The 12613-nt window shown below is 56.4% G+C and carries 12 protein-coding genes; 3 read left to right on the forward strand and 9 right to left on the reverse strand.

Translation table 11 applies throughout. The annotated features are described in order from the left end of the window. Nucleotides 1–65: 65 nt before the first annotated feature. Nucleotides 66–419: an NIPSNAP family protein gene (locus FHW17_RS00680; protein WP_182509001.1), complete on the forward strand. Its 354-nt coding sequence runs from the start codon at nucleotides 66–68 to the stop codon at nucleotides 417–419. A 15-nt stretch (nucleotides 420–434) separates the two neighbouring features. On the opposite strand, the gene FHW17_RS00685 is transcribed toward FHW17_RS00680, so the two are convergent. From FHW17_RS00685 to FHW17_RS00700, 4 genes are all read right to left on the reverse strand, one after another. After that, nucleotides 435–1454 (reverse strand): class I SAM-dependent methyltransferase, encoded by a 1020-nt coding sequence (locus tag FHW17_RS00685; RefSeq protein WP_182509002.1) that lies wholly within the window; start codon nucleotides 1452–1454, stop codon nucleotides 435–437. Nucleotides 1455–1568: 114 nt separating this feature from the next. Continuing rightward, on the reverse strand, nucleotides 1569–3713 hold the full coding sequence (gene pnp / locus FHW17_RS00690; RefSeq protein WP_112523448.1) for a polyribonucleotide nucleotidyltransferase: 2145 nt from the start codon (nucleotides 3711–3713) through the stop codon (nucleotides 1569–1571). Nucleotides 3714–3932: 219 nt separating this feature from the next. Beyond that, the gene (rpsO, locus tag FHW17_RS00695) at nucleotides 3933–4292 is read right to left on the reverse strand and encodes a 30S ribosomal protein S15 (protein WP_304610589.1); all 360 of its coding nucleotides are present in this window, start codon (nucleotides 4290–4292) and stop codon (nucleotides 3933–3935) included. After that, entirely contained in the window at nucleotides 4186–4512 is a 327-nt protein-coding gene (locus tag FHW17_RS00700) for a hypothetical protein (RefSeq protein ID WP_182509003.1), read from the reverse strand. The genes rpsO and FHW17_RS00700 overlap by 107 nt, the downstream gene beginning before the upstream one ends. Between FHW17_RS00700 and FHW17_RS00705 the strand changes: the two genes are divergently transcribed. After that, nucleotides 4511–5278 carry a class I SAM-dependent methyltransferase gene (locus FHW17_RS00705; protein ID WP_182509004.1) on the forward strand — a complete coding sequence of 256 codons (768 nt, stop codon included), beginning with the start codon at nucleotides 4511–4513 and terminating at the stop codon, nucleotides 5276–5278. The two genes, FHW17_RS00700 and FHW17_RS00705, sit on opposite strands and share 2 nt — an antisense overlap. A 43-nt stretch (nucleotides 5279–5321) precedes the next feature. After that, nucleotides 5322–5669, forward strand: coding sequence for a gamma-glutamylcyclotransferase family protein (locus tag FHW17_RS00710; protein WP_112524008.1), 348 nt, complete (start codon nucleotides 5322–5324; stop codon nucleotides 5667–5669). 288 nt (nucleotides 5670–5957) lie between these two features. On the opposite strand, the gene truB is transcribed toward FHW17_RS00710, so the two are convergent. From truB to nusA, 5 genes are all read right to left on the reverse strand, one after another. Further along, nucleotides 5958–6932: a tRNA pseudouridine(55) synthase TruB gene (truB, locus tag FHW17_RS00715; protein ID WP_182509005.1), complete on the reverse strand. Its 975-nt coding sequence runs from the start codon at nucleotides 6930–6932 to the stop codon at nucleotides 5958–5960. Continuing rightward, nucleotides 6932–7399: a 30S ribosome-binding factor RbfA gene (gene rbfA, locus FHW17_RS00720; RefSeq protein WP_112523461.1), complete on the reverse strand. Its 468-nt coding sequence runs from the start codon at nucleotides 7397–7399 to the stop codon at nucleotides 6932–6934. The genes truB and rbfA overlap by 1 nt, the downstream gene beginning before the upstream one ends. 93 nt (nucleotides 7400–7492) lie before the next feature. Continuing rightward, entirely contained in the window at nucleotides 7493–10285 is a 2793-nt protein-coding gene (gene infB, locus FHW17_RS00725) for a translation initiation factor IF-2 (RefSeq protein WP_182509006.1), read from the reverse strand. After that, nucleotides 10282–10986 (reverse strand): RNA-binding protein, encoded by a 705-nt coding sequence (locus FHW17_RS00730; protein WP_112523468.1) that lies wholly within the window; start codon nucleotides 10984–10986, stop codon nucleotides 10282–10284. The genes infB and FHW17_RS00730 overlap by 4 nt, the downstream gene beginning before the upstream one ends. Further along, nucleotides 10955–12556 carry a transcription termination factor NusA gene (gene nusA, locus FHW17_RS00735; protein WP_112524010.1) on the reverse strand — a complete coding sequence of 534 codons (1602 nt, stop codon included), beginning with the start codon at nucleotides 12554–12556 and terminating at the stop codon, nucleotides 10955–10957. The genes FHW17_RS00730 and nusA overlap by 32 nt, the downstream gene beginning before the upstream one ends. Nucleotides 12557–12613: the final 57 nt, after the last annotated feature.

Here is a 12613-nt window from a genome sequence, read left to right on the forward strand (position 1 = left end):
GGTTTTGCGGGATTTTTGTTGAAAGTGGGCCTCCATTTTTCGTCAGGAATGTCAGGAGAACCACCATGCGCCTCGTTGAAACACTCATTTACAGCCTGCGCCCTGGAACAGGTGCCGAGTTCCACAGGCTGGTGCGCGAAGAAAGCCTGCCGATACACAATGCTGTCGATATGGACATCGTTGACTTCGGCCAGTCGGAACACCACCCCGATGCCTATTACCTCATGCGCGCCTACGACAATCTTGATCATCTGAACAGTTCGCAGCAGGCGCTCTATTCCAGCGATATATGGCGCAAGGGGCCACGTCCCGCCATTCTCGAACGCATCGTCGTCAGCCTCAAAACCATGGCGTGGATGAGCGAGGCGGCTATTGAGGAAACCCGGCTTTGCGGTGTCCGAAGACGAGCGATGAACTAGGGGGCTGGACTCTGATTATTTCTTCGCTTCGATAATCTTGTAACCAGCCACGTCTTCAATCGGCAGAACCGAGCGGAACAGCGATTTCAGGGCCGCCTCATAGGGCATCTGCCGGTTGGCGACCAGCAGCAGCTTGCCGCCGGGCTTCATGCGCTTGGCGGCGGCGGCAATGAACCCCTGCCCCATGGTTGGATCAGCACTGCGACCGGCATGGAAAGGCGGGTTCATGACGATGGTGTCATAGATTTCAGTGATGGCTTCGCCGTTCACATCGTGCCAGTGGAATGACAATGGCAATTGCGTTGATCCGGCAAGGTTCGACTTGGCCGCTTCCAGCGCTTCAAAATCTGCTTCATAGAGCGCCAGTGATTTCAGCTTCTCAGGATGCTTCAGCACTTCACTGGCAAGATAACCCCAGCCCGCACCAAAATCCGCCGTATGGCCGCTAATACGTCCGGCAAAATGCTTCACCAGCAACGCCGAACCCTTGTCGATGGCCGTATGGGAGAACATGCCGGGCGCAGTGGTGAAACGCTCTTCCACGCGCGTTGGCTCGGCAACCAGTGCCTGCACCTGCGTATCGTCGATAGTCTCGGGGCGGGTGAACCAGAAGGCCACTGCATGGTTCTTGGACAGACGGTCCTCAACGGAGGCAAATTTTTCAACTGTCTTGCGGAAACTGTCGACACCGAGTTTCTTGTCACCGCTAACCACAATCAGACCGCCGGTATTCACTTGGCGCAGAGCCTGTGCCAGCCATGCTTCATTGCGCCCACGATGCTTGCCAAGCAGGATCAGCGCGCCATTGAAGCGTTCGTTGCCTTCAAGGCGCGAAACGGCCTTGAAGCCGGCCTTTTGCAAGGCGAGATAATCGGGCCTGAATGGCTGGAGAGCTGTCAGGACAGCCTTCCACGCGGGATCAATGTCGCGATCCACCTCGGCGCCAAGGAAGAGCCATGCGCTATCAGGACCGGGGAGCGGCAATATCTCGTCTTCAAAGGGCAGAAAAAGCGTCTTGAGCGCGCCGTTGGCCATGGCAGTGTCCATTCATCAATAGGTCAATCTAGGGCGAAATTGCCAAGCATGGAAATCCCGCCAAGAAAAAAGCGCGCCACAGGGGCGCGCTTTCATCACGTCAAAGCAAGAGGCTTATTCAGCGTCTTCTTCAGCCTGCTTCTTTTCCTGAACGATTTCCTTGCCGGTTTCCTGATCGACAACCTTCATCGACAGGCGAACCTTGCCACGTTCGTCAAAGCCCATGAGCTTGACCCAGACCTTCTGGCCTTCCTTGACCACATCGGAGGTCTTGGCAACGCGCTCGGAAGCGAGCTGGGAAATATGGACCAGACCATCGCGCGGGCCGAAGAAATTGACGAATGCGCCGAAGTCAGCGGTCTTGACGACTGTGCCTTCGTAGATTTCGCCGACTTCAGGTTCAGCAACGATCGAGTGAATCCACTTGCGGGCGGCTTCGATTTCCTTGGCAGAGGACGACGCGATCTTGACCGTGCCATCATCTTCAATGTTGATCTTCGCGCCCGTCTTTTCGACGATTTCACGAATGACCTTGCCGCCGGAACCGATAACATCACGGATCTTGTCGGTCGGGATGTTCATGACTTCAATGCGCGGAGCAAATTCGCCAAGTTCCGAACGGCCTTCGGTGATGGCTTTCGCCATTTCGCCGAGGATGTGCAGACGACCGTCCTTGGCCTGACCCAAAGCAACCTTCATGATCTCTTCGGTGATACCGTCGATCTTGATATCCATCTGGAGCGCTGTGATACCGCTTTCAGTACCCGCAACCTTGAAATCCATGTCGCCGAGATGATCTTCATCGCCCAGGATGTCAGAGAGAACAGCGAAACGCTCTTCTTCCTTGATCAGGCCCATGGCGATACCTGCAACTGGACGCAGCAGCGGAACGCCGGCATCCATCAGGGCAAGCGAGGTGCCGCAAACGGTTGCCATTGACGACGAACCATTGGATTCGGTGATTTCCGAAACCGTGCGCAGCGTGTAGGGGAACTGTTCCTTGGCAGGCAGAACCGGATGGATAGCGCGCCAAGCGAGCTTGCCATGACCGATTTCGCGGCGGCCGGGCGAACCCATGCGACCTGTTTCACCGACCGAATAGGGCGGGAAATTGTAGTGAAGCAGGAAGGTTTCTTTGTACATGCCGGTCAGCGAGTCGACATACTGTTCGTCTTCGCCGGTGCCGAGCGTTGCAACAACGATGGCCTGTGTTTCACCGCGGGTGAACAGGGCCGAACCGTGGGTGCGTGGCAGAAGGCCAACTTCCGATACGATTGCACGAACTGTCGACAGATCACGGCCATCAATACGGCTGCCAGTGTCAAGAATGTTCCAGCGAACGATCTTCGCCTGAACCGACTTGAACACGGTTGCGATCTGCTCGGAGGAGAATTCCGGCTCTTCAACGCCTTCCGGGAAGAAATGTGCCTTGACCTTGGCCTTGGCAGCATCAATCGCCACATAACGCTGCTGCTTGTCAGTGATCTTATAGGCTGTGCGCAGATCAGCTTCGCAAACCTTGAGAACAGCAGCTTCAACAGCGGAAAGGTCTTCCGCATGGAAATCGCGTGGCTCTTTGGCAGCAACTTCAGCAAGCTTGATGATCGCATCGATAACCGGCTGGAAGCTCTTGTGACCGAACATAACGGCGCCGAGCATGACGTCTTCAGCCAATTCCTTGGCTTCCGATTCAACCATCAGAACCGCTTCGCCTGTACCGGCAACAACGAGATCGAGGCTCGACTCGACCATTTCGTCAACGGTCGGGTTCAACTTGTATTCACCGCCGATATAGCCGACGCGTGCGCCACCGATTGGGCCCATGAAGGGAACGCCTGACAGCGTCAGCGCTGCGGAAGCGCCGATGAGCGAAACGATATCTGGGTTGTTTTCGAGATCGTGCTGGATAACGGTCAGAACAACCTGTGTGTCGTTCTTGTAGCCATCAGCAAAGAGCGGGCGGATCGGGCGGTCGATGAGGCGCGAAACCAGTGTTTCGTTTTCGCTTGGACGGCCTTCACGCTTGAAGTAGCCACCGGGGATCTTGCCGGCTGCGTAGGTCTTTTCCTGATAATTTACGGTCAGCGGAAAGAAATCCTGACCTGGCTTTGGTTCCTTGGCGGAAACAACAGTGGCAAGAACCACGGTCTCGCCATAAGTGGCGAGAACTGCGCCGTCGGCCTGGCGGGCAATCTTGCCCGTTTCCAGAATGAGCGGACGACCGCCCCATTCGATTTCAACTTTGTGTTGATTAAACATACTGTGTCCTTGAGTGGAGACAAACGCGCATCCCTTTGGATAGCAGCGTTATTCTTCCGTTTCGTTTTGACCAATCACGGGCAAGACAACGTGCAACTCGCACTTTCGAGTTGCCTGCAATCCTGCCCCATGACGTGTCGCATGAGTAAGTGTTCACCCCTGTTCGGAATGAACGAAACCGGCGGAGCGCGCTAACGCAACCGCCGGTTCAATCCGTTATTAACGGCGCAGGCCGAGCTTTTCGATCAGCGTCTGGTAACGACCCTGATCAACCTTCTTGAGATAATCAAGAAGACTGCGGCGTGTCGAAACGAGCTTGAGCAGACCACGGCGGGAATGGTTATCCTTCTTGTGGTCCTTGAAATGTTCGGTCAGGTTAACAATGCGCTCTGTCAGGACAGCAACCTGGACTTCCGGAGAACCGGTGTCGCCTGCCTTTGTACCATATTCAGAGATCAGTGCCTGCTTACGTTCAGCGGTAATCGACATCGTATATCCTTTCTTTTGAAGGGAAAAACGGGATGCCCACGGCCGGGATGTCGTCCAGCGGGGGCCGGTTAAAGCGGAGGCAAAGCCTATCGCTGCGGGCCGTATAGTCGAAAATGTGACAAATTACCAGCCGCAAATGATTCGAGGGCATTTCAGCAGTCGAACATGGGGCAAAACGGTCATATTCATTTTGCCATCTTACAATAGAAATAGATTCCGGCATGAGCATGGCAGGATCGTCTTTGCCTCGATTCCGCCAAGCCGCCTTTCCATAGTGCGTTTGCTCACCATCAATCAGGAGTGAAATCATGAACACCATTCATCAGGCGGCTGCCGTGGGTTTTGCCGCGAAGGCTGATAGTTATGTGCGCGGACGCCCCGATTACCCGCCTGCACTCGATATATGGCTGCGTGATGAGCTTCAGCTAACATCCGGCAAGACCGTGGTTGATCTTGGAGCCGGAACCGGCAAATTCACCCTCCGGCTCATCGCAACAGGCGCAACCGCCATTGCAATCGAACCGGTGCCCGAAATGCTGCAGAAACTCTCAGAGAAACACCCTGATATCACAGCCATGGCAGGCACGGCGGAATCGATTCCCCTTGATGACGCATCGGTTGATGCTGTTGTCTGTGCCCAAGCATTTCACTGGTTTGCGACGAAAGCCGCGCTCACGGAAATTCACCGCGTGCTCAGGCCGGGAGGACATCTCGGGCTGATCTGGAACACGCGTGACGAGCGGCTGCCCTGGGTGGCGAGACTTGCAGATGTTTTCAAGCCCTATGAAGGTGACACACCGCGCCATGGCAGTGGCGACTGGAAAAAACCTTTTCCCTTCAATGGTTTCGGTGCTCTCAAGGAACAACATTTTCCCAACAGTCACATCGGGTCCCCGGAGGATGTCCTTGTCAACCGCGTGTTATCAACGAGCTTCATCGCGGCCTTGCCGCCGGAAAAGCAGGAGCAAGTCGCAGCTGACGTGCGGGCAATCATAGCGAGCGAGCCATCACTTTCCGGCAGGACAGAAGTGACGCTGCCCTATGACACGGCTGTCTATAGTTGCGTCAAGGAATGATGTCGTCCAATAAAAAACGGAGATCAAGGAGATGGCAAACGGCATGAATGACACCCCGGCAATTCACCTCTTTTCCTATGGCACCTTGCAGCAGGAGGGCGTGCAGCTATCCTCGTTCGGTCGTCGCCTGAGCGGTTCACCGGATGCGATGCCGGGCTTCAAGCAATCGATGATCGAGATCACCGATACCGATGTCATCCGTGCCAGCGGGAGCAATTTTCATCCCATAGTTGTGCCGAGTGGCGATTTTGCTGACGAGGTGGCTGGAACGGTTTTCCAGATAACCGCATCGGAGCTTGCGGCCGCCGATGCATATGAAGTCTCCGACTATAAACGCATTGAAGTGCGGTTGAAGTCAGGGGTTGATGCCTGGGTTTATGTGAAAGCTTAGGTTGGCATTGTTGCCGCTCTGTGTGGTTCGTGGTTCGACAAGCTCACCATGAGGGAGAGGGGTGATGCAATACTAATCATCGCCGACGCAGATTGTGGCTCCCCTTTTATCAACCCTGCTCCGTCATCCTCGGGTCAAGCCCGAGGATGACGGAGCAGGTGGTTTGCAGGGGGTTAAATTCAGCAATCTTTGCAAGTATCGCTGCATCACCCCTCTCCCTCATGGTGAGCTTGTCGAACCACGAACCACGCACCACCACCCGCAGCACTGCAATCAAAGGCCCAAGACCTAGATCGTGAAAACGCGCTTGGGTTTGAACTGACCCTGCTCGATAAACCCGATAGCCAGAAGCTTGCCCTTGCTGGTCACGCAGGCTTCGTCGGCTTCCACAGGAGCATCGCGGCCGCGCAGGATGACCGGATTGCCCATGCGGATGCGGTGGGCCTGATCATCGGAAAGAGCAACCTGTGGCAGGCTTTCCAATGCGGCACCCGTATCGATAAGAAACGCATCCATTACGGAAAAACGCGCTGCAATGCTTTCATAGGAATTATCCGCGCCTTCATCATCCTCGGCGGGAACCGGCGGATGGGCAGCTTCCAGCTCTGCCAGCGTGACGAAATCCTGTTCGTCAAAAGGTGCAACTTCAATGCGGCGCAGATCGGAAATATGGCCATAGCAGCCAAGGTCGCGCCCCATATCGCGGGCCAGCGAACGCACATAGGTGCCTTTGCCGCACTCAACTTCGAAAATCGCCGTCAATGCATCAGGCTGCTCGATCAGGTCAAGCCGGTCGATTTCCACTTCGCGCGAAGGAATTTCCACCTCTTCACCGCCACGCGCCAGATCATAGGCGCGTTCACCTGCAATCTTGATGGCGGAGAATTTTGGCGGCGTCTGTTGAATGACACCGGTGTATTTGGGCAGGATGGCAGTAATCGCCGCCTTGTCGGGACGGGTATCGGAGGTAACTGTGATTTCGCCTTCCATGTCATCGGTGGTGCGCTCTGCACCCCAGGTGACGGTGAAACGATAGATCTTGGTTCCGTCCATCACATAGGGCACGGTCTTTGTCGCTTCGCCCAGCGCAATTGGCAACATCCCCGATGCAAGCGGATCAAGCGTGCCCGCATGACCGGCCTTTTCAGCCTTGAACAGCCATTTGATCTTGGAAACGGCTTCGGTCGAACCCATGCCCTTCGGCTTGTCGAAAATCAGCCAGCCGGATACCGGACGGCCCTTTTTCTTGCGCTGCCGTGCCATCAGTTATTCCCGTCGCCGCCATGTCCGGGCACGTCACCGGGGTTCGGATCACCGCCGTCATCGTCATCATGATCATCATGATTGTCGAGATCGCGGGTCACTTCAGGCTTGCGCAGCAGCGCATCAATCTTGGCGTAATTGTCGAAGCTCGTATCAATACGGAAGCGAAACTCCGGCATATATTTCATCTGCTTGAGAAAAACGCCCGCCCGGCCGCGAATGAATTTCGCATGCTGATTCAAGGCGGCAATCACCGCGTCACCATCCTTCGCGCCAATGGGCGAGACAAAGCAGGTGGCAATCTTCAAATCATTGGACATGCGCACTTCAGAAATGGCGACGACGGCGTTTTCCAGTGTGTCGTCACGGACTTCACCGCGCTGGAGCACCTGAGAAACCGCATGGCGCACCTGTTCACTGACGCGCAATTGGCGTTGAGACGGGCCGGAGGAAGCAGAACGAGGCATAATTATTGTATCCCAACATACAGGAGATCGCCGGTTTTGGTCCGGCGATCCTGTTATCGATGATTTAAATGCCGCCCTTCTCAGGGCTGGGCATTAGAGTGTGCGGGTGATGTGTTCGACGCGGAACGCTTCGATTGTATCGCCTGCGCGAATATCGTCGTAGTTCTCGAACGCCATACCGCATTCCTGACCCGCAGGCACTTCGGAAACTTCATCCTTGAAGCGCTTGAGTGTCTTGAGCTTGCCTTCGTGAATGACAACGTTGTCGCGGATAAGGCGCACACCTGCACCACGCTCGACCTTGCCTTCCGTAACACGGCAACCGGCGACTTTGCCAACCTTGGTAATGTTGAAGACTTCGAGAATCTCCGCATTGCCGAGGAAGGTTTCGCGGCGTTCCGGCGACAGAAGACCGGACATGGCTGCCTTCACGTCATCCACCAGATCGTAGATGATGTTGTAGTAGCGGATTTCGATGCCTTCACGCTCGGCCAGATCACGTGCCTGCTTGTTGGCACGCACATTGAAGCCGATGATTGCAGCATTGGAAGCTTCCGCCAGAGCAATATCGCTCTCGGTGATACCGCCAGCACCCGAATGGATGATGCGTGCCCGAACTTCGTCGGTTCCAAGCTTGTCCAGCGCACCGGCGATGGCTTCGATGGAACCCTGCACGTCGCCCTTGATGAGCAGCGGGAATTCCTTGAGGCCTGTCACCTGCAACTGGCTCATCATCTGCTCAAGCGAACCGCGCGAGCCAGCCTGACGTGCCACAGCCTTTTCACGGGCAAGACGCGTACGGTACTCGGAAATCTCGCGCGCCTTGGCTTCGTTTTCAACGACGGCAAAGCGATCACCAGCCTGTGGCGGACCCTGCAGACCAAGAACCTCAACCGGCGTTGCGGGTCCCGCATCCTTCAGGTTTTCGCCGCGATCATTGACGAGCGCGCGGACACGGCCCCATTCACTGCCGGCAACGATGATATCACCGGGCTTGAGTGTGCCCTTCTGAACCAGAACGGTTGCTACCGAACCACGGCCACGATCCAGCTTGGCTTCGATGACGACGCCTTCAGCTGTACGGGTCGGATCAGCCTTGAGATCAAGAACTTCGGCCTGAAGCAGGATGGCTTCAAGCAGCTTGTCGAGACCAAGCCCTGTCTTGGCTGAAACTTCCACATCGAGCGTTTCACCGCCCATGGTTTCAACGAAAACTTCGTGCTGAAGCAGGCCATTGCGGACCTTCTGTGCATCGGCTGATGGCTTGTCGATCTTGTTGATCGCCACGATGATCGGAACACCCGCTGCCTTGGCATGGTTGATCGATTCGATTGTCTGCGGCATCACGCTGTCATCGGCAGCAACAACAAGGATAGCAATATCCGTTGCCTGCGCACCGCGGGCACGCATGGCCGTAAAGGCGGCGTGACCTGGTGTATCGATGAACGTGATCTTGTGACCGTTCTGTTCAACCTGATAAGCACCGATGTGCTGGGTAATACCACCGGCTTCGCCTGATACAACGTTCGCCTTGCGGATAGCGTCGAGCAGCGAGGTCTTGCCGTGATCGACGTGACCCATGATCGTGACCACTGGCGGACGCGATACGAAGGAAGACTGATCGTCCTGTACGTTGAAGATACCTTCTTCAACGTCGGATTCAGCAACGCGGCGAACCGTGTGGCCAAATTCCTCGGCAATCAGCTGCGCCATATCCGCATCGATCAGGTCGCCAGCCTTCATCATCTGGCCTTCCTTCATCAGGTACTTGATGACGTCAACCGAACGCTCGGCCATACGCTGGGCAAGTTCCTGAATGGTGATGGTCTCCGGCAGAATGACTTCACGCGCGATCTTCTCACGTGTTTCCTGCTGCATGCCGCGCTTGAATTTCTCCTGACGGCGACGCATGGCGGAAAGCGAACGGCTGCGGCCCTCATCATTGAGCGCGGAGCCCAATGTAAGCTTGCCACGACGGCGTTCGTCTTCACCCTTGACGACCTTGGGTGTACGCACTTCCGGCTTGGCCGGAGCAGCACTGCTGCCGCGACGCGCGCCGGCAGGACTGCCGCCACCGCGACGTTCTTCTTCTTCCTCACCACCAATCTTGCGGACAGGACCCTTGGGAGCAGCCGTCTCCTCGGTGGCAGCTTTCGCTGTCTCCGGCTGGCGCTTGCGGGCTTCCTCTTCCGAGCGATGCTTGGCGTCAGCTTCCTTGCGCAGGCGTTCTTCTTCCTCGGCCTGACGGCGGGCAGATTCTTCACGCTCCTTGGCGCGCAGGGCATCTTCTTCCGCACGGCGGGCAGCTTCAACAGCTGCACGGGCACGATCCTCGGCGTCGCGAACCTTTGAACCTTCCAGTGCCTTGCGGCGGGCTTCAAGCTCGGCAGTCGACAATGTGTTCAGCACCATGCCTGAACGATCGTTCGGACGAGGACTTGCTGACCGGTAGGGCTGCTGCGCAGGACGCTGCGACTGCGACGGAGCAGCGGAACGCGCGCTCGCGGAAGCAGAAGCTGCTGGTACACTTGGTGCAGGTGTTGCCGGACGCGGAGCAGGCGCTGGAGCGCTTGGTGCTGCTGTCTGGACAGGCGCAGGGGCTGGAGCCGGCTGCGGAGCCGGAGCCACAGGCCGTACAACCGGTGCCGCAGGCGCAGGCGCCGTGGATGCAGCGGGCGCCGGGGCCGGGGCAGCAGGAGGCGTTACCTCCGGCTTCTGATCCGGCAGGCTAAACTTGCGCTTCTTTGTTTCAACGACAACAGACTTCGTGCGGCCATGACTGAAATTCTGACGCACTGTACTCTGTTCAACGCCAGGCCGCTTCAAGGTCAGGGTCTTTTTATTGACGCCAAGCGTCTTGTCGTCTGTCGATTTTGTATCGCTCATTCCGTTTCCGTTTCCTTCGCGGCAGGTGCCGCTTTAGCGTCGGCCAGATCCGTACGGCCATCGCGAAAATGCTGTAGCAGCCGAGCTCGATCGATGAACCCGGCAGCTGCCTTCCCCTTGAGTACGGCAGCATGTATCACATTTACCCCGCCTAATGCCAAATCCATTTCATCGCTTTCAAACAATGAAAGGGCGGGAATTTCCGGTCCGCCGGCATAAACTACCGAACGGCGGGCCTGGTCAAGCTTGCGGACGCCATCTTCGGCGGCTTCTCGGGCATGAAGAACCAACGCTGCGGTGCCACTGCGGATAGCTGAGTCCACTTTTGCGGCCCCTGTTACCACAACACCGGCCTTGCGCGCCAACCCAAAACTGCCGAGCGCGAATTTTACCAGCATCTGCTCCACAACCAGCCCGAAATTATCCGGGACAGTCACGTTGGTTTTCAATGCACGCGGGAAAAGCTTTCGCTTGACCGCTTCATCAATATAACGGCGCTCGGCCTTCACCCAGCATCCCCTGCCGGGAAGATTGCGCTTCAAATCAGCGACAACCGTCCCATCGGGGCTTGCCACAAACCGGATCATGTCATCGACAGAACCGCCTTCGCGCGTGACAATGCATGTCCTGTCGTTCATTTCCGGTTCCACGTACAAGGTCTTCTCGCTATCAGCCAGCGACCTCTTCGTCCGGCACTTCATCAGTTTCTACGGCAACCAGATCGTCTTCGGTGATCCAGCCAGCCTTGAGGCGGGCAGTCAGAACCATCTGTTCGGCCTCGGTACGGCTGACTTCAAAAGCGGAGAGAATGCCCGAATGGTTGATTGTCTCACCATCCTTGCGCTCACGCCAGCCGGTCAGTTCATCCACCGCATATCCGGCGAAGTCTTCAATCGTCTTGACGCCATCTTCACCGACAGCAACCAGAATGGCATTGGTCATGCCTGGCAGGTCGCGCAATTCGTCCGTAACACCGAGTTCCTTGCGGCGGGCATCGCGCTCTTCTTCGATGCGACCGAGATATTCCTGCGCACGCTGCTGGATTTCGCTTGCCGTTTCCTCATCGAAACCATCGATGGAGGAAATTTCATCGCCATCTACATAGGCGATTTCCTCAACGCTGGCAAAACCTTCCGACGCAAGAACCTGACCGACCATCTCGTCAACATCAAGCGCTTCCATGAACAGGTTCGAACGCTCGACGAATTCCTTCTGGCGACGTTCGGATTCTTCCTGCTCGGTGAGAATGTCAATATCCCAGCCGGTTAGCTGCGATGCAAGGCGAACGTTCTGACCACGACGACCAATTGCTAGTGATAGTTGGTCATCCGGAACCACAACTTCAATACGTTCCGCATCTTCATCGAGAACAACCTTGGAAACTTCCGCCGGCTGCAATGCGTTGACGATGAAGGAAGCCGGTTCTGGCGACCACGGAATGATGTCGATCTTTTCGCCCTGCAATTCGCCGACAACCGCCTGAACGCGCGAACCGCGCATACCAACGCAGGCACCAACAGGATCGATTGAGGAATCGCGGGAAATCACGGCAATCTTGGCGCGCGAACCCGGATCACGGGCAACGGACTTGATCTCGATGATGCCGTCGTAAATCTCAGGCACTTCCATGGTGAAAAGCTTGGCCATGAACTGCGGATGGGTGCGGCTCAGGAAAATCTGCGGGCCACGCTGTTCGCGGCGCACATCATAGACATAGGCGCGAACACGATCACCATAGCGGAAAGTTTCGCGGGGGATCAGCTCGTCACGACGAACAATCGCTTCACCGCGGCCAAGATCAACGATCACATTGCCGTATTCAACGCGCTTGACGCTGCCGTTGATGATTTCACCAACACGGTCCTTATATTCATCATACTGGCGGTCACGTTCGGCTTCGCGCACTTTCTGCACGATAACCTGCTTGGCGGACTGGGCAGCGATACGGCCAAAATCCATCGGCGGCAGCTGATCGGCGAGGAAGTCACCGGGCTGCGCATCAGGGTTGCGGTCGCGGGCAGCATCCATGCTGATCTGCGTAACCGGATCTTCGACATTATCGACGACTTCAAGCAAACGTTGCAGCTTGATTTCGCCTGTCTTGGCGTTGATATCGGCGCGGATGTTGGTTTCCTGACCGTAACGCGAACGTGCGGCCTTCTGGATGGCGTCGGCCATTGCCGCAAGAACGATCTCGCGGTCAATCGACTTCTCGCGGGCCACCGCATCGGCGATCTGCAGAAGTTCTAGCCTGTTTGCACTGACTGCCATGTCTTTCTCCTTGAAATTCCCCTTGGGGTTCATCGCACCGCTTCTCCCGCGGCGTAT

It is taken from the genome of Phyllobacterium sp. P30BS-XVII (genome assembly GCF_014138335.1).
Taxonomy (GTDB): domain Bacteria; phylum Pseudomonadota; class Alphaproteobacteria; order Rhizobiales; family Rhizobiaceae; genus Phyllobacterium; species Phyllobacterium meliloti.

Coding starts and splice junctions, on each gene's coding strand:
- FHW17_RS00710 (WP_112524008.1), top strand. CDS start 5,322: ATGAATGACACCCCGGCAATTCACCTCTTTTCCTATGGCACCTTGCAG.
- truB (WP_182509005.1), bottom strand. CDS start 6,932: ATGGCACGGCAGCGCAAGAAAAAGGGCCGTCCGGTATCCGGCTGGCTG.
- FHW17_RS00685 (WP_182509002.1), bottom strand. CDS start 1,454: ATGGCCAACGGCGCGCTCAAGACGCTTTTTCTGCCCTTTGAAGACGAG.
- infB (WP_182509006.1), bottom strand. CDS start 10,285: ATGAGCGATACAAAATCGACAGACGACAAGACGCTTGGCGTCAATAAA.
- FHW17_RS00700 (WP_182509003.1), bottom strand. CDS start 4,512: ATGATTTCACTCCTGATTGATGGTGAGCAAACGCACTATGGAAAGGCG.
- rbfA (WP_112523461.1), bottom strand. CDS start 7,399: ATGCCTCGTTCTGCTTCCTCCGGCCCGTCTCAACGCCAATTGCGCGTC.
- pnp (WP_112523448.1), bottom strand. CDS start 3,713: ATGTTTAATCAACACAAAGTTGAAATCGAATGGGGCGGTCGTCCGCTC.
- FHW17_RS00680 (WP_182509001.1), top strand. CDS start 66: ATGCGCCTCGTTGAAACACTCATTTACAGCCTGCGCCCTGGAACAGGT.
- FHW17_RS00705 (WP_182509004.1), top strand. CDS start 4,511: ATGAACACCATTCATCAGGCGGCTGCCGTGGGTTTTGCCGCGAAGGCT.
- nusA (WP_112524010.1), bottom strand. CDS start 12,556: ATGGCAGTCAGTGCAAACAGGCTAGAACTTCTGCAGATCGCCGATGCG.
- FHW17_RS00730 (WP_112523468.1), bottom strand. CDS start 10,986: ATGAAGTGCCGGACGAAGAGGTCGCTGGCTGATAGCGAGAAGACCTTG.